General features: G+C 64.4%; 12 protein-coding genes. 8 read left to right on the forward strand and 4 right to left on the reverse strand.

Translation table 11 applies throughout. The features are described 5' to 3' along the window. Positions 1–4: 4 nt before the first annotated feature. On the reverse strand, positions 5–1222 hold the full coding sequence (locus GIB19_RS10010) for a PucR family transcriptional regulator (RefSeq protein WP_274885366.1): 1218 nt from the start codon (positions 1220–1222) through the stop codon (positions 5–7). Further along, positions 1219–2484 carry a cytosine permease gene (gene codB / locus GIB19_RS10015; protein ID WP_274885367.1) on the reverse strand — a complete coding sequence of 422 codons (1266 nt, stop codon included), beginning with the start codon at positions 2482–2484 and terminating at the stop codon, positions 1219–1221. The genes GIB19_RS10010 and codB overlap by 4 nt, the downstream gene beginning before the upstream one ends. 503 nt (positions 2485–2987) lie before the next feature. Between codB and GIB19_RS10020 the strand changes: the two genes are divergently transcribed. From GIB19_RS10020 to GIB19_RS10055, 8 genes are all read left to right on the forward strand, one after another. Continuing rightward, positions 2988–3812, forward strand: coding sequence for a class II aldolase/adducin family protein (locus tag GIB19_RS10020; protein WP_274885368.1), 825 nt, complete (start codon positions 2988–2990; stop codon positions 3810–3812). A 10-nt stretch (positions 3813–3822) separates the two neighbouring features. Then, positions 3823–4791 carry an ABC transporter substrate-binding protein gene (locus GIB19_RS10025; protein ID WP_274885369.1) on the forward strand — a complete coding sequence of 323 codons (969 nt, stop codon included), beginning with the start codon at positions 3823–3825 and terminating at the stop codon, positions 4789–4791. Between the two features lie 177 nt (positions 4792–4968). Next, positions 4969–7407, forward strand: a complete 2439-nt coding sequence (locus GIB19_RS10030) for a TonB-dependent receptor plug domain-containing protein (protein WP_274885370.1) — start codon at positions 4969–4971, stop codon at positions 7405–7407. A gap of 50 nt (positions 7408–7457) precedes the next feature. Then, positions 7458–8777, forward strand: coding sequence for an LLM class flavin-dependent oxidoreductase (locus GIB19_RS10035; protein WP_274885371.1), 1320 nt, complete (start codon positions 7458–7460; stop codon positions 8775–8777). A gap of 9 nt (positions 8778–8786) precedes the next feature. Continuing rightward, positions 8787–10388 (forward strand): ABC transporter substrate-binding protein, encoded by a 1602-nt coding sequence (locus tag GIB19_RS10040; protein ID WP_274885372.1) that lies wholly within the window; start codon positions 8787–8789, stop codon positions 10386–10388. A 3-nt stretch (positions 10389–10391) separates the two neighbouring features. Continuing rightward, positions 10392–11351, forward strand: a complete 960-nt coding sequence (locus tag GIB19_RS10045) for an ABC transporter permease (RefSeq protein WP_274885373.1) — start codon at positions 10392–10394, stop codon at positions 11349–11351. After that, positions 11348–12187: an ABC transporter permease gene (locus tag GIB19_RS10050; RefSeq protein WP_274885374.1), complete on the forward strand. Its 840-nt coding sequence runs from the start codon at positions 11348–11350 to the stop codon at positions 12185–12187. Before GIB19_RS10045 ends, GIB19_RS10050 begins: the two co-directional genes overlap by 4 nt. Then, a complete protein-coding gene (locus GIB19_RS10055; RefSeq protein WP_274885375.1) occupies positions 12187–13812 on the forward strand; it encodes a dipeptide ABC transporter ATP-binding protein in 1626 nt (541 codons plus the stop codon). The genes GIB19_RS10050 and GIB19_RS10055 overlap by 1 nt, the downstream gene beginning before the upstream one ends. 1014 nt (positions 13813–14826) lie before the next feature. Here GIB19_RS10055 and tenA read toward each other — a convergent pair. Both tenA and GIB19_RS10065 read right to left on the reverse strand, forming a co-directional pair. Beyond that, positions 14827–15486: a thiaminase II gene (gene tenA, locus GIB19_RS10060; RefSeq protein WP_099429389.1), complete on the reverse strand. Its 660-nt coding sequence runs from the start codon at positions 15484–15486 to the stop codon at positions 14827–14829. A gap of 2 nt (positions 15487–15488) precedes the next feature. Then, complete coding sequence (locus GIB19_RS10065; protein WP_099429390.1) at positions 15489–16136, reverse strand: TenA family protein; 648 nt, start codon at positions 16134–16136, stop codon at positions 15489–15491. Positions 16137–16213 lie beyond the last annotated feature (77 nt).

Below are 16213 nucleotides of genomic sequence, written 5' to 3' on the forward strand. Positions count from 1 at the left end.
GGCGTTACTCCTTGCCTTGGGCTTCGGTCATGCGCCACACCAGCATGGCGACCGAAGCATTCATACGGAAAAGCGGGTCGTCCAGCGACTGCCCACTCAGGTGTTCGATGCGTTGAATGCGTTGATTGATGGTATTGCGGTGCAGCCCCAGGCGTTGCGCGGCCTTCAGGCCGTTGCCGTTTTCCTTGAGCAGGGCATCGAGGGTATGCACCAGTGTATTCGGGTGCTTGCGGCCGGGCGCGATCAGCGGCCCTAGTGTCTGGGCGACGAAGTCGTCGATCAATGACCGATCGACGATCCCTTGCAACAGGCGCAGCACGCCCAGCTCGCTGAAATCGCAATAGCCATTGGCGGGACGCAGGTTTTGCGCCACTTCCAGGGCCTGGCGGGCCTCGTTGAGCGCGCGGCGGTAGTGCGCGCAATCTTCCGCGAGGCTCGACAGCCCCATATAGAGGCCCAGCTCTCCTGCCACGCCCGCCAATTGCCGGTGCAGCGCGGCCAGCGTAGCAGGCAAGCCCGGTGCATCGGGCAGCAACAGTACGAACAGGTCGCCCGGCAAGTGGGCCGTCACGCTGCCCGGCCGGCTGCGGCACCAGGCCTCGAGCTGGTCTTCAAGGGCTTGGCGAATGCCTTGCCACAAGCGCTCGCCTTGGGCCAGCCCATGGCGCTCGAATACGCCATCGACGCCCGACAAACGCAGCGCCAGCAGGCGTCGCGGCTCGTCCAGCGCCAGGGCCAGGTGCGTTGCCCGTTGCCGGGCGATGGCCAGGCTTGGGTAGTCGCCGGTCAACAGTTGCCCAAGGATGTCGTTGCGCGAGCGCCGCACCTGGGTCATCTGCACCAGGGCCGTGCCGATCAGGTGGGTGACCACGACCATTTTCAGCGCATAGGGCTGCTCGATCAACGGCAAGCCCAGTTGCTCGGCGCGGGCAACCACCGCTGGCGGGATAGCCTGGATGAAAGTGCCGCCAGTGAGGATCACCAAGCCGGCAATACCCACGGCCTCGCCGTCTTCCACCAGGCTCAGCAGGTTGGCCTCGCCACGCGGGTGGTTGATGCCGGTGACGAACACCAGTTCGCCGCCCATCACCCACTCGGCGATGCCCTCGTTCTCTGCGACGTAAGGCCAGCGCACCCGACGCTGCAGGTTGCGTGCGCCTGCGCGCACGGTCATGTCCTGCAAGCCAGGCAGGTGCAGAATGTCTTCCAGTGCCAGGCTCACGGCTCGACACCGGCCTCGCCCACCACCCGGCGTCGGCCGCTCAGTTCAAGCAAGAGGATGTAGCACAGCGCCGAGGCAGCAATACCCACCAACGGCGCAACCCAGGGCGAGGCATACGCCAGTACCGCGCCGACGGCATAGGCACAAAGCCCCCTCAGGTTGTAACGCGGCAGGGTGGCTGTGGCCAATGCGGGATACTGGCCACGGTGGCGATACCAGAAATCGGCCATGATCACCCCACCTACTGGCGGGATGACCGAACCCAACAGCACCAGGAACGGGATCAGCAATTCGTACATGCCGCCAATCGCCAGCACAATGCCCACCGCTGCCGCCACTAACGTTGCGGTCCGCCGGCGCTCGCTGCGCAGCAGGTGGCAGGCAGCTGCCGACACGTTGTAGATGGTCGGGCCCTGGATGGTCCAAAGGTTCAGGCAGAGCATCACCACCGCCGCGAACGACAGGCCCTGCAGCATCATCACCTCGACGATGTCGGCCTGCTGATACACCATCGCGCACCAGGCACCGGCAACCACCATCAGGCCGTTGCCCAGCAGAAACGCAACGATGCTGGCAACCACCGCCACCCGCCCGCTGCGTGCCAGGCGTGTCCAGTTGGTGGCCTGGGTGGCGCCACTGGCGAAGGTGCCGAAGACCATGGTCACGGCCGCCGAAAAAGTCATGGTCTCGTGTGGTACCACCGCGGCAAGGCCAGCAAAGCCACCGGCATCGTGAGTGGCGATGTACATCGACACCAGCAACAGCACGAACATCAAGGGCACTGATACCCGCGACAACAGGTCCAGCCCTTTGAAGCCGATAATGGCCGTAATACTGAAGCCCAGGCCGAACAGCACCATCAGCGGCACAGTGAAACCGCCCGCCAGACCCAACAATTTGACCAGCACGATCGCTACGGTCGCGGTGCCCCAGGCGTACCAGCCCAGTTCAGCGAACCCCAGCAAGAAGTCGGAAAGTCGGCTGCCCGCTTCACCGAAACAGAAGCGGCCCATCAACACGGTATTCAGCCCACTGCGTGACGCGATGAACGCGAGGGTTGCGGCGTATAACGCCAACAGCGTGTTGCCGACCGTGGCAACCCATAGCATGTCGACGAAGTTGAAGGCCATGCCCAATTTGCCACCGGCGAACATCGTGCCAGTGAAGAACGTGAAGCTGAACAGCACCATCGCTATCGGTAGCAGGCCCTTGCGGGACGACTGCGGGGCTTCGCAAAGCGGGAATTCGGTTGGTGAGCTCATTGCACGGGGCTCCGGGTGGAAGACGGGAGCAGTAAGAGCAATATGCGGGCCGGTTTGACAAGGGATGGAAACCGAAGCACATCGGGCGAACAGCACAGACAATACTGTGCACCTTGCACATTTAAGCATCGAATGAGGCGAGATGATGTGTGCCAGCTGCCTTGATTTGAGGCATTTACGCACCAAAGGTGAACAGCGCTGAGTAGTTTTCACCCATGCTTAAGCCAGGGCTTTTGCCCGCAAGGCCCCAGCGTCACGGGCAAGCACAGGCCTTAAATGCATTATTCAAATATCAGCGCTAATTTTTATTCGTAAAAATAATAATAAAAATAGATCAAAACAGTATTTCTTCCCGCCCCTACCCCCTTGCTACAGTCCCCTCAGACCCGACCCCTCGCATGGTGGAGGCCCCGATTCATCCACCTGCGAGCCCTGCCCTTGAAACGGCGGACATGGCAGAACGGATGATCGGCAAACGATCATTTCCTCCGTGAGGTACTGCCATGAGCCAACCTGCTGCGCGCCACAGTGTCGCCCGCCTGCCCAACCGTGAAAATCGCCTGCAAATCACCGCTCCGCCCACGTTAAGCGACCCGTTCGCCGAGCGCCTGCACCGCAAGCAGCGCCTTGCAGCGTCCTATCGGCTGTTCGCCGAATTGGGCTTTGAAGTAGGCTTGGCCGGCCATTTCACGGCACGCGACCCGATCGAGACCGACCACTACTGGATCAACCCCTTGGGTGTGCCGTTTTCGCACATCCGCACCCGTGACCTGCTGCGGGTCAACGGCGAAGGCCAGGTGGTCGAAGGTGACGGCCTGCTTAATACCAGCGCCCTTGAGCTGCATTACGCGTTGCAACGCGCCCGGCCTGACGTGGTGGGTATCGCGCACCTGCATGGCTTCCATGGGCGGGCCTGGTCAGCGCTGGGGCGCTTGTTCCAGCCAATCACTGCAGAGTCGTCTGCCTTCGCCGGTGAGCAGGTACTGTTCGACCGCCATGCCCTGCGCACGCCCGAAGGCGGCCTGCTGCAAGACCGCGACCAAGTGGCACAAGCCTTCGTCGAAACCTTCGCCGACAACAACCTGCTGGTCTGGCAGAACCACGGCCTGTGGACCACGGGCCACACTGTGGAAAGCGCCGCCTGGCGCTTCATCCTCGCCGACGACAGCGCCCGCGCCCACCTGCTGGCTTACGCTGCCGGCCAACCGCGTATCCCGGACCTGGACGAAGCCCCCGTCAACCCTGCCCAGCGCGAGCTGTTCGGTTGGCTGAACTTCCTGCCGCTGTGGGACCGCATCGTCCAGCAACAACCCGACCTGTTGGACTGAGGCGCACCCTATGGCAATCAGCATCAGCCGCCGCACCTTCCTACGCCACAGCGCCATTGCCGGGCTGGCCGTAGGCTTGGCCCCCGCCCTGGCACGCGCCAATGAAGCCTTGCGGGTTTGGCGCTACAAGGGCCAGGCCGCGAGTTTTCTCGCCGACGCGGGGCAAGCGCATACACCCTACCCGCTGCACTGGGTAGATGTGCCCGGGGGCGCCATGGTGCTGGAAGCCTTTGCCAGCAACAGCCTCGACTACGCCTTCATGAGCCCGGTGTTGCCGCTGTTCGCCAGCGTGGCCGGTAACCCGCTGGTGTTGATCGCCAGCTACCAGGGCGAGCAGAACCGCAGCAGTGTGATCGTCAAACGCGGCAGCGGCATCGCCTCCATCGCTGACCTCAAGGGCAAGCGCGTGAGCTTCGTCCGCGCCACCGACACCCACTACCTGATACTCAACCTGCTGCGCGACAACGGCCTGACCCTTGCCGATATCCAGGCCAGGCCCATGCCTGCCCGGGATGCGCTGGTGGCATTTCAAAACGGCCACCTGGACGCCATCGTCGCCGGCGGTATCGGTGCCCTGCAAGCGCAGACGGCCATGGATGGCGTGGCGCTGGCCGACGCCAGCCCCTATCACTGCGGCAACTACCTGATTGCAACCACCGCCCAGGCGTTGCAGCAGCCGGGCAAACAGGCCGCCATCCGCGACTTTTTGCAGCGCGAAAAAGCCACTTGGGACTGGGTCGAGCACAACCCCCATGAATGGGCTGCACGTAACCAAGCCCTTACCGGGATTTCCAGCGACCTCTATTTGCAACAGTTCGCGCAACGTCAGCAGCCCTGTCGGCTATTGCCCGTCAGCCAGGCAGACATCGTTGCCCAGCAACACATCGCCGACCTGTTCCACGACAGTGGGCTGATCCGCCAGGCACTGGATGTGCGGGGCTTCTGGGACGACCGCTTCACCCCCTTGCTCAGCGGCTAGAGACCCGCCGCGGCACACCGTACCGGCGCGCGCCGGACGATTCACAGGCACCTCAGCCACGGGAGCAACGGACCTCCTGCGGGCCAGGTTGCGCCTGCACTGCGTGAAACACCTTATGAGAGCCCGTTCGATCGCACATCCAGGGCCTGATCTGCCAATCGAACCCAAGGAACAGTCATGAAGTCTGTGTTTACCCCTTTAACGCTGGCACCCGCCGTATTCGCTGGCTACCTGCTCACCCCCCTGGCCATGGCAGCGGAGGATGATGCCGCCCTCGACACGGTGATCGTCACCGGCTCGCGGGGCAGCGAAGTGCGTACCGTCACCAGCAGCCCGGCACCGATCGACGTCATCGACAGCAAGCAACTGGAGCAAACCGGCGAGTCCAGCCTGCGCGGTGCCCTGCAGAAAACCCTGCCATCGTTTTCCCAGCGCCCTTCCGGCTCGTCCAATGACAGCATCGCCCGGCCCTATAGCTTGCGCGGGCTTAACGGCTCCAACGTACTGGTGCTGGTCAACGGCAAGCGCCGCCACAACAGCGCAGTGATCAACCTCGACTCCACCGCCGCCTACGGGACCAACCCGGTGGACCTGGACATGATCCCCATCAGTGCCATCGACCACGTCGAAGTACTGCGCGACGGCGCCTCGGCGCAGTACGGCTCCGACGCCATCGCCGGGGTGATCAACATCATCCTCAAGCAGCGCGACAACGGCGGATCGGCCAGCACCCAGTACGGCCAATACTATGAGGACGGCGACGGCGGTAACCTGCGCCAAACCCTCAACCAGGGCCTGGCCCTGGGCGACAACGGCGGCTTCATCAACTATGCGTTGGACGCCAAGTCGGTCCAGACCGCCACCCGCTCACGCGCCGCCACCGGCAACCTGTATTTCGCCGGCGACCCCCGCAACGACACCGCCGACCGCGAAGTGCAAAAAAACGGCCTGCCCAAGATCAAGGCCATCAACCTGTCGTATAACGCCGAACTGCCGGTGAGCGACGCGCTGACCCTGTATTCCTTCTCGACCTTCAGCAAGCGTGATGCCCGCGGCGGGCAAAACTACCGCCGGCCCAATTCCACCAACATCATCCCCGAGATCTACCCGGACGGCACCGCCCCCTTCTACACCCTGGAAGAAACCGACTACCAGGCAGCCGCCGGTGGCAAGGGTGAGTTCGCCGAATGGCACTGGGACCTGAGCTCCACCTTCGGCCGCGACAAAGGCCAAGCCGGTGCCGACGAAACCCTCAACGCCTCGCTCGGCCCGACCAGCCCGACCCGCTTCGACACCTATACCAATACCTTCGACCAGTGGACCAACAACCTCGACCTGACCCGCGCCTTCGAGGTTGGCCTGGCTAAGCCCTTGCAGGTTTCCTGGGGCCTGGAACACCGCCACGAACGGTACAAGACCGAGTCCGACGACCCGCTCTCGTACATCAACGGCGGCTACTTCTACCCCAGCGGCCCATTGGCAGGCCAACCGGCAGCGGTGGGCGCCCAAGGCGCCATTACCCTGACCCCGGAAGATGAAGGCCAACTCAGCCGCAACAGCTACGCCAGCTACCTCGACCTGGGCCTGAACCCGACGGAAAAACTCTGGCTCGGCGTGGCCGCGCGCTTCGAAAAATACGATGACAGCAGCGGCAATACCCGCAGCGGCAAGTTTTCCGCACGGTACGACTTCACCCCAACCTTTGCCCTGCGCGGCACCCTCAGCAACGGCTTTCGCGCCCCGTCGCTGTCGCAGTCGGTCTACGCCCAGACCGCCAACCAGTACACCACCGTCGACGGTGTGGCGCAGTTCGTCGAAGCCAAGACCGTGCGGGTGGATTCGCCGTTGGCCAAAGCCCTGGGCGCCGAAGACCTCAGCCCGGAAAAGTCACGCAACATCAGCCTCGGCCTGACCTGGCAACCCTTGCCGCAGGCCAGCGTGACCCTGGATGCCTACCAGATCGAAATCCGCGACCGCATTGCCTTGACGGGCTTCCTTTATGGCAATGGCGTCGACCAGCAACTGGTCGCCAACGGCTACAAGCCAGGCTACCGCGTCAAGTACTTCACCAACGCAGCTGACACCACCACCCGTGGCGTCGACCTGGTGGCCGACTACCGCGTCGACTACGGGCGCTTTGGCCGGGTCAAGTACGGCCTGGGGGTCAACTACAACAAAACCATCATCGACGACATCAAGCAGACCCCGGCATCGCTGCGCGCCGCAGGCAACAACCTCGAACTGTTCGACCGCGTCGCCCAGGGTTACCTGACCGTGGCCAACCCCAAGACCAAGCTGATGCTCAGCGCCAACTGGCAGATCGAACGCTTCACCATCAACGCCGGCCTGACCCGCTACGACAAAGTCATCGCCCGCGACGCCAACCCAGATTATGACGTGACCTACGGCGCCAAGTGGCTGACCGACCTGGAAGTCGCCTACGCGCTGACCGACCACTTCGATGTCGCCGTGGGTGCCAACAACCTGTTCGACGTACGTGCCGACAACAATGGCTACCCCGCCGGCGATACCAATGGCTTCCCCAAGTTCGGTGCCATTTCGCCGTTCGACCCTTACGGTGGCTTCTGGTACACGCGCATCGCCTACAACTTCTGACCCCACCCACACAGCGCCCGCCGTGTGTGGCGGGCGCCAGGAGAAGCACCATGAGCCACGGCCCGTTCATACTCGGCGCGTTCATCCCCGGCACCCTCAGCGGCAGCGCCTGGCGCCTGCCGGAGGCACCGCTCGATACCTTCAAGAGCCTGGAGCATTACCAATACATTGCCCGCAAGCTGGAAGCCGGGCGGTTTCACGCGCTTTTTTTCAACGACACCCTCGACGTCAAACTCGACCTGGCCCTGCAGCGTGGCCCCAACAGCGTGCGTTGGGACCCTTTGATCCTTGCCCCGGCGCTGGCCGCCAGCACCCGCCATATCGGCCTGATCGCCACGGCCAGCAGTACTTATAACGAGCCCTACAACATCGCCCGCAAATACGCTGCACTGGACCACCTGAGCGGAGGCCGGGCCGGCTGGAACCTGGTGACGTCGCTGGGCGGCGGCGAAAACTTCAACCGCCAGGAGCACGTCGAACACGATGACCGCTACGCCCGTGCCGAAGAGTTCTACGACGTGGTCAGTGGCCTATGGGACAGCTGGGCCGACGATGCCTTTGTCCAGGACAAGGCCAGTGGCACCTGGCTGGACATCGACAAACTGCATGTGCTCGAACATCAAGGCCAGCACTTCCAGGTGCGCGGGCCGCTCAACGTGGCGCGATCGCCGCAAGGTCATCCGGTGGTCGCCCAGGCCGGCGCTTCTGTAGCTGGCAAGCGGCTGGCGGCGCGGGTTGGCGAATTGATCTTCACCGCCCAGCACACCATCGCCCAAGGCCAGGCGTTCTACCAGGAGACCAAGCAGGCCGCCGCCGGTTTCGGGCGCCGTGCCGATGCACTGAAAGTGTTGCCCGGCGTCTCGCCGGTAGTGGGCAAGACACTGGCTGAAGCCCAGGCCAAGTACGACCGCCAGCAAGAGCTCTTGGAACCCAAGGCTTTCCTCAGTTCCATCTCGCGCTTCGCCAGCCTCGGCTACGACCTCTCGGAGTTGCCCTTCGACGAAGCAGTGCCCCTGCCCCCAGAGACCTTCACCACCAACACCCACCAGAGCCGGCAAAAGCTGGTGTTCGACCTGATCCGCCGTGAGCGGCCGACCGTGCGTCAATTGTTCAACCAACTCACCTCCGGCGGCCATCGCATCCTGATCGGCACCCCGCAGAGCATCGCCGATGACCTGCAGGCCTGGTACGAAGCCGGCGCCGCCGATGGCTTCAACATCATGTTCAGCGGCCTGCACTCAGCCATCGATGACTTCGTAGATGGCGTGGTCCCAGAGCTGCAACGCCGCGGCCTGTTCCAGCGCGAATACGCCGGCACCACCCTGCGGCAAAACCTAGGCCTGCCTTACCGCGCCAACCGCTTCTTTTAAGGAGAGCCCATGTTCCGACCCCTGGCGACACTGAGCCTGGCCATCGCCCTGAGCCTGGCCGGCTGCGATGGTAAAAGCGCGCAGCAGGCCAACCTGGGCGCCCCGGCGCAGCCGCAGCATGGCGGCGTGCTGCGGGTGGCGTTCGACGGCGACCCCAACTGCATCGACCCGCAACAGGCGGGCAACAACACCGCCCTCAACGTTGGCCGGCAATTGGTGGACTCGCTGACCGACCAAGACCCGCAGACCGCCGAGATCGTGCCCTGGCTGGCCGAGCGCTGGGAAGTCAGCGACGACTCGCGCCAGTTCACCTTTCACCTGCGTGAAGGGGTGACCTTCAGCGACGGCAGCGCGCTGGACGCCGCAGCGGTCAAGGCCAACTTCGAGGCCATCGTCGCCCTCGGTGCCCAGGCACAACTGGCCAGTACTTACCTGGCTGGCCTTGAAACCGTCGAAGTCATTGGGCCGCTGAGCGTGCGCATCCGCTTCAAACAGGCCAACGCGCAGTTCCTTCAGGCGACCTCGACCATGAGCCTGGGGCTGCTGGCACCCAGTACCCTGGCACGTAGCGCCGAACAACGCTGCCAGGGCGCCTTGGTGGGCTCCGGGCCATTCAACGTAAAAAGCTTCGAGCACAACCGCCTGGTGCGCATCGAAGCCCGCGCCGATTACGCCTGGCCGTCTTCGCTGGCCGAACACAAGGGCCGCGCCTGGCTGGAGGCTATCGAGTTTCACATCCTGCCCGAGTCCGGTGTGCGCCTGGGCAGCCTGCTGTCCGGGCAAATCGACGTGAACACCAGCGTGCCGGTACAGGACGAAGCGGTGCTGCAGGCCCAGGGCATTGCGTCCATCGCGCGGTCTAACCCAGGCATCGTCTTCAACCTGACGCCCAACGAGTCCCGTCCGCCGCTGGACGATGCCAAGGTGCGTCAGGCACTGAACAAGGCGATCGACCGCAGCCAGTTCAAGGGCGTGATCTCCCGCTACCAGAAACCAGCAAGTTCCGTGCTCGCCAGTAGCACGCCCTACTACCAGGACCTAAGCGCGGTGCTCGCCTACGACCCACAAGGTGCCGGCCAATTGCTGGACAGCGCCGGCTGGCACAAGGGCGCCGACGGTTGGCGGCAGCGTGATGGCAAGCGCTTGAGCTTTGCCCTCGACTACTGGCAGGCCAGCACACCGGTGCTGGAACTGGTACAGCAGCAACTGCGCCAGGCCGGCATCGAGCTGCGCCTGAACAAGTCCACCATCGGCCAAGTCAGCCTGCTGCAGACATCGCTGAACTACGAACTGTGGTTCTTCAACCTGACCCGCGCCGACCCGGACGTGCTGCGCACGGTGTTTCTCGCCAGCGGGCGCAACGTCAACGTGCGAGGCCCGCTGGCACTGGACCAGACCCTGATCGATTCGGCCGCCAGCCTCGATGTGCAAACGCGCGGAGCGTTGATCCACCAGGCCAGCCGCGAGCTACTCGAGCAGGGCCACGTGATCCCGCTGGTCGAGGCCGCTACGGTCACGGCGTTCCGCGATGCGGTGCGCGGCCTGCATTACGAGGCCTCGACCCGCTTGCAGTTCTACGACACCTGGCTGGCACAACCGGGGAGTCACTGACCGATGAACGCCCTGAACCATCACCCCGCGCACCTGTGGCGCCTGGCCCAGTCACTGCTGGTGCTGTGGGCAGCGTTTAGCCTGTCGTTTGCCATCCTTTATGGGTTGCCCGGTGACCCGATAGCGATCCTGCTGGCGCAAAGTGGCGAACCGGGCTCGGCAGACCCGGTCAAGGTCGCTGAACTGCGCGCTCGCTATCACCTCGACGGCAGCCTCTGGCAGCAGTACACCGGTGCCCTGTGGCGGTTGCTGCAGCTAGACCTGGGTACTTCGCTGCAGACCGGCAAGCCCGTCACCGCAGCACTTGCAGCGGCATTGCCGGCCACCCTGGCGTTGGCCTTCACGGCGCTTGGCCTGGCGCTGCCACTGGGCATCTGCCTAGCGCTCGCGGCCCATCGCGTACGCCAGCGACCGTTGCAGAGCGTGCTGCACAATGCCCCTGCCGTGGTGGTGTCGTTGCCGACCTTCTGGGTCGGGCTGGTGCTGCTGCAACTGTTTTCCTTTCAACTGCACTGGTTGCCGGCCATGGGTGGGCAAGGCCTGGCCAGCCTGGTTCTGCCGGCCGTGACTTTGGCCCTGCCGTGCGCGGCGATGATCGCCCAGGTGCTTGGCCGCTCGATCGCCACGGTCAGCCAACAGCCCTTTGTGCAGGCCCTGCGTAGCAAGGGTGTCGGGCCATGGCGGCTGCTAGGCGTGCATATTCTGCACAACGCAGCGATCCCCTTGTTGAGCCTGGCCGGCACCCTGCTGGGCAACCTGCTGGCCGGCGCGGTGGTGACCGAAACCGTGTTCTCCCGTGATGGCATCGGGCGCTTGGCCCAAGGTGCTGTCGCCAGCCAGGATATCGCCGTGGTCCAAGGCGTAGTACTGCTGGCTGCCGCCTTGTACGTGCTGACCAACCTGCTGACCGACCTGGCCTACCCGTTGCTCGACCCCCGTATCCGCCAAGGAAGCCGCCCATGATCCTGCAACCTGCCTACCGCCTGGCACGCCCCGTGCGCTGGCCAAGCCTGCCACTGACGCTGAGCGTGGCCCTGTTTATCGTGGTGCTGGGCTGGGCCTTCTGGCCGAACCTGTTCAGCAGCGCCGACCCGCTGCTGGCTGACCCGAACCAGGCCCTGCAAGCCCCCTCCGCCGACCACTGGTTCGGTACGGACCACCTGGGCCGCGACCTGTATGCGCGTTGTGTGCATGGCGCGGCACTGTCGCTGCAGGCCACCAGCATCGCGGTACTGATCGCCCTGGTCGCCGGCAGCCTGCTGGGGGGCATTGCCGGCTGGTTCGGTGGCGTCGCCGACCGGCTGCTGGCGATGGGGGTGGAAGTCCTGATGGCGATTCCTGCCTTGTTGTTGGCGATGGCCATCGTCACTGCCCTGGGGTTCGGCACGCTGGAGATCGCCCTGGCCGTGGGGCTTTCCTCGGTGGCGATGTTCGCCCGCCTGGCACGTGGCGAAGTCTTGCGCTGGCGCCGCCGCAGCTTTGTCGAAGCGGCGCAGGTGGTCGGGGTTGGCAGTTGGACCAACCTTTGCCACCACGTGCTGCCACATGCCGCGGGGCCGTTGCTGGCCCTGGCCGCACTGGAATTCGCCAGCGCTGTGCTGGCCGTCTCGGCGCTTAGCTTTCTGGGCTTCGGCGCGCCGCCGCCCCAGCCGGAATGGGGCTTGCTGATCGCCGAGGGGCGCAACTACATGGTCGTCGCCTGGTGGTACACCACCTTGCCGGGCCTGGTGGTGGCTGCGGTGGTCCTGGCTACTCAACAACTGGCGCGTAGCCTGCAACAACTTCAAGGAGCAGCGTGATGAGTTCGCCACTGGTTCGTATCCGCCAGTTCCGCGTCGACTACCCCGGCAGCCAACAACCCGCCGTGCAGGCGCTGGACCTGGAGATTGGCGCGGGCGAAATCGTCTGCCTGGTCGGCGAGTCCGGCTCAGGCAAGTCCACCACCGCGGCCGCCCTGGCGGGTCTGCTGCCGGCTACAGCACGGCAAAACGGCCAACTATGGCTGCAGGGCCAGGCACTCGACACCTTCAATGAGCGCGACTGGCAAACCCGTCGTGGCCGGCTGGTCGGTTTCGTGCCACAAGACCCAGGCACGTCGCTGGACCCTGTCAAGACCATCGGCTCGCAGGTGATCGAAGCCATGACCGTGCATGGCGTAGCGCACAGTGAAGCCCATGCCAGGGCGCTGGCCTTGCTACAGCAGGTTGGCCTCAAGGCGCCCGAGCAACTGCTGCGGTGCTACCCCCATCAGTTGTCGGGCGGCATGTGCCAGCGGGTATTGATCGCCATCGCCCTGGCCAATGACCCGCCGCTGCTGATCGCTGACGAGCCCACCAGTGCCCTCGACGTGAGTGTCCAGCGGCAGATCCTCGACCGTTTGCAGCATTTGGTGCGCGCGCGCGGCAGCAGCCTGTTGCTGATCACCCATGACTTGGCGGTGGCGCTGGACCGGGCCGACCGTATTCTGGTCATGCGCCACGGCCAACTGCTCGAAAGCGGCACGCCCGAACACCTGTGGCATACCCCCAGCCACCCCTACACCCGCCAGTTGCTCAATGCCTCACCCTTGGCACGGTTGCAGCAGCGTCGTACCCGCCCGGCCGATCACCCTGCGGCGCCCTTGCTGCAGGTCACTGGGCTGCAGCGGCGCTTCAACCGCCAGGGGCCGGCGGCGGTGGCGGATGTCAGTTTCAGCCTGCCTCGTGGCAGCACTACCAGCCTGGTTGGCGAGTCGGGCTCTGGCAAGTCGACCACGGCGCGCATCATCCTGGCCTTGGAGCAGGCAGATGCAGGCAGCGTGTTGTTTGATGGCGAGCAGGTGCTTGGCGCAGGGCGCAAGCAGTTGCAGGCCTATCGGCGCCGGGTGCAGTTGGTCTACCAGAACCCTTGGGCTGCACTCGACCCGCGGCACAACCTGCTGGACATCATCAGTGAGCCGCTGCGCGCCTTCGCCATCGGCAACCGGCGCGATGATCGCCAGCGGGTGGTCGAGCTGCTGGGGCGTGTCGGGCTACCTGCCGACTTGCTGCAGCGGCGCCCTGGCCAGTTGTCCGGTGGGCAACGGCAACGGGTCGCCATCGCCCGTGCGCTGGCCGCCGAGCCGGAACTGTTGGTACTGGATGAGCCGCTGTCGGCGCTGGACGCACCGGTGCAGGCGCAAGTGCTGGAGCTGTTGCAGACCTTGCAACGCGACCTGGGCCTGACCTACCTGTTCGTGTCCCACGACCTTGCCACGGTACGCGGCATCAGCGACCAGGTGCTGGTGATGAGCCAGGGCAGGCTGGTGGACCAAGGGCCTACCGAGCAGGTATTCGAGCAACCAGCGAGTGAATACACACGCCGCTTGCTGGCGGATATACCAGGGTGGCGAGGCCTGCAGCCGGCCCCACTAGCCCTGCCTTCCCGTCAAGCGCGATCCGGGTAGGAGCAGCCTTGTGCTGCGAAGAGGCCAGTGGCAGCAGCGAAGATTAATGGTGTTTTCACCGGCCTCTTCGCAGCACAAGGCTGCTCCTACCTGGAATTGAGCTGCGCCCCAAACCGCATTCAAGCAGTCCGCCGTCCAGGCATTCCTCCAGCGCGGACGTGGCTTTAGCCACATCGCAGCCAACCCACTAGCCCTGCCTTCCCGTCAAGCGCGATCCGGGTAGGAGCAGCCTTGTGCTGCGAAGAGGCCAGTGGCAGCAGCGAAGATTAACGGTGTCTTCACCGGCCTCTTCGCAGCGCAAGGCTGCTCCTACCTGGGATTGAGCGCCCCCCCAAACCGCATTCAAGCAGTCCGCCGTCCAGGCATTCCTGCAGCGCGGGAGGCTTTTGCTACATCGCAGCCAACCCACTAACCCTGCCTTCCCGCCATGCGCGATCCGGGTAGGAGCAGCCTTGTGCTGCGAAGAGGCCAGTGGTAGCAGCGAAGATTAATGGTGTTTGCACCGGCCTCTTCGCAGCACAAGGCTGCTCCTACCTGGAATTGAGCGGCCCCCCAAATCGCATTCAAGCAGTCCGCCGTCCAGGCATTCCTGCAGCGCGGGAGGCTTTTGCTACATCGCAGCCAACCCACTAGCCCTGCCTTCCCGTCAAGCGCGATCCGGGTAGGAGCAGCCTTGTGCTGCGAAGAGGCCAGTGGCAGCAGCGAAGATTAATGGTGTTTTCGCCGGCCTCTTCGCAGCGCAAGGCTGCTCCTACCTGGAATTGAGCTGCCTCCGAAACCGCATTCAAGCAGTCCGCCGTCCAGGCATTCCTCCAGCGCGGACGTGGCTTTAGCCACATCGCAGCCAACCCACTAGCCCTGCCATCCCGTCAAGCGCGATCCGGGTAGGAGCAGCCTTGTGCTGCGAAGAGGCCAGTGGCAGCAGCGAAGACTAATGGTGTCTTCACCGGCCTCTTCGCAGCGCAAGGCTGCTCCTACCTGGAATTTCCAATGATCAACGAGGACCATTGATCCCTACTTCGCGCCATCCAGCCCCATCTGCCAGAAATCGGCCTCCAGGCTCGACGCCTGGCCAAAGATCCCTGCCAGCTCCACGAACCGTTGCTCGGTCATGCTCCGCGCGGCCAGTTCATCCAGGTGCTTGCGGGCATTGGCCGCCACCTGCTGATACCCTTCCCCGGCATACTCAGCGATCCACTCACGGTAAGGGTGATCGCTCAGGTCACCAATCCGTTCAGCCAACGTCCGGCCAATTTCTGCATAGCCGATCACACAGGGCGCCAACGCCACATGCAGTTCCAGCAAATCGCCGGCGGCGCCGCAGTCGAGCACATAGCGGGTATACGCCACCGTGGCCTGGTGCTCGGGTGCGGCCTGGATATCAGCCTGGGTCAGCCCCCAGCGCGCGCACAGGCGCAGGTGCAGCTCGGTTTCGTCGAGAATCGCCGCCAGGCCCGCCTGGGCGGCGCGGATGTCGGCCGGCAGGCGGCTCTTGTAAGCGGCCAGGGCCCAGGCGCGGGCGAACTGGATCAGGAACAGGTAGTCCTGCACCAAGTACGTCCGGAACGCCGCCTCGCTCAGCGTGCCTTCGCCCATCTGCTGCACGAAATCATGCTCGACATAGCGGTGCCACTCGCCCGTGGTGGCGGCCTTGAGGCGATTGAAAATATCCATGCTCACACCTCCCCCTCGTAAACCGCATCGAAGAAGGCCAGCTCCAAGGCCACGGTACGCAGGTAGAAATCGGTGCTCAGCTCGGCTTCCTGCGGCCCGACGCGGTCCAGTTCGGCCTGCAGGAAGGCGACGAACGCCTGGAACGCCGGGTTGTCGTGCAAGGTGATCCACTCGGCATGCACGAAGTGTTCAGGCAAGGGTTTCGGCGCCTTGAGCGCCCAGTCCAGGTACAACCCTTCGGCGACATTCAATACTGCCAACGCGGCAGCATATGAGCGGGTGGCGGCCGCTTCACGCATGATCGCCTTGAAGCCTGCGGTCGGCGCAGTGTCCGCGGCCTCTACGCGTTGCGCCGGGCTGACGTCCAGCGCCTCGAAGGCGCGCAGGAAATAGGTGTTCTCATCGCTGGAGATCATCCCGGCGAACTGGCCGAAGCGCAGGCGTGCCTCGAAGGTGTCCGCGGTGGCGATCGCAGCGCCAAGCAGGGTCAGGAAGCTGTCGAGAAAGCGGTGGTCCTGCACCAGGTAGCGGACCATGATCGGGTCCGGCAGGCTGCCGTCGCACAGTTGGCTAACGAAGCGGTGCCCGACGGCCGCCGACCAGGTCGGCTCGCTCTGACGGCGCAGGGTTTGCGTGAAGCGTTCGGTCATGATGCTGTCCTCTGCAGGGGGTGACAGCGAGACCGTTGAAGCTGGCATGGACTGGCCTCGCAGTGAGGCCGGCAAAA

The sequence above is a fragment of the Pseudomonas sp. ITEM 17296 genome (assembly GCF_028895205.1).
GTDB lineage: Bacteria > Pseudomonadota > Gammaproteobacteria > Pseudomonadales > Pseudomonadaceae > Aquipseudomonas > Aquipseudomonas kermanshahensis.

Coding starts and splice junctions, on each gene's coding strand:
- codB (WP_274885367.1), bottom strand. CDS start 2,484: ATGAGCTCACCAACCGAATTCCCGCTTTGCGAAGCCCCGCAGTCGTCC.
- GIB19_RS10020 (WP_274885368.1), top strand. CDS start 2,988: ATGAGCCAACCTGCTGCGCGCCACAGTGTCGCCCGCCTGCCCAACCGT.
- GIB19_RS10025 (WP_274885369.1), top strand. CDS start 3,823: ATGGCAATCAGCATCAGCCGCCGCACCTTCCTACGCCACAGCGCCATT.
- GIB19_RS10030 (WP_274885370.1), top strand. CDS start 4,969: ATGAAGTCTGTGTTTACCCCTTTAACGCTGGCACCCGCCGTATTCGCT.
- GIB19_RS10035 (WP_274885371.1), top strand. CDS start 7,458: ATGAGCCACGGCCCGTTCATACTCGGCGCGTTCATCCCCGGCACCCTC.
- GIB19_RS10040 (WP_274885372.1), top strand. CDS start 8,787: ATGTTCCGACCCCTGGCGACACTGAGCCTGGCCATCGCCCTGAGCCTG.
- GIB19_RS10045 (WP_274885373.1), top strand. CDS start 10,392: ATGAACGCCCTGAACCATCACCCCGCGCACCTGTGGCGCCTGGCCCAG.
- GIB19_RS10050 (WP_274885374.1), top strand. CDS start 11,348: ATGATCCTGCAACCTGCCTACCGCCTGGCACGCCCCGTGCGCTGGCCA.
- GIB19_RS10055 (WP_274885375.1), top strand. CDS start 12,187: ATGAGTTCGCCACTGGTTCGTATCCGCCAGTTCCGCGTCGACTACCCC.
- tenA (WP_099429389.1), bottom strand. CDS start 15,486: ATGGATATTTTCAATCGCCTCAAGGCCGCCACCACGGGCGAGTGGCAC.
- GIB19_RS10065 (WP_099429390.1), bottom strand. CDS start 16,136: ATGACCGAACGCTTCACGCAAACCCTGCGCCGTCAGAGCGAGCCGACC.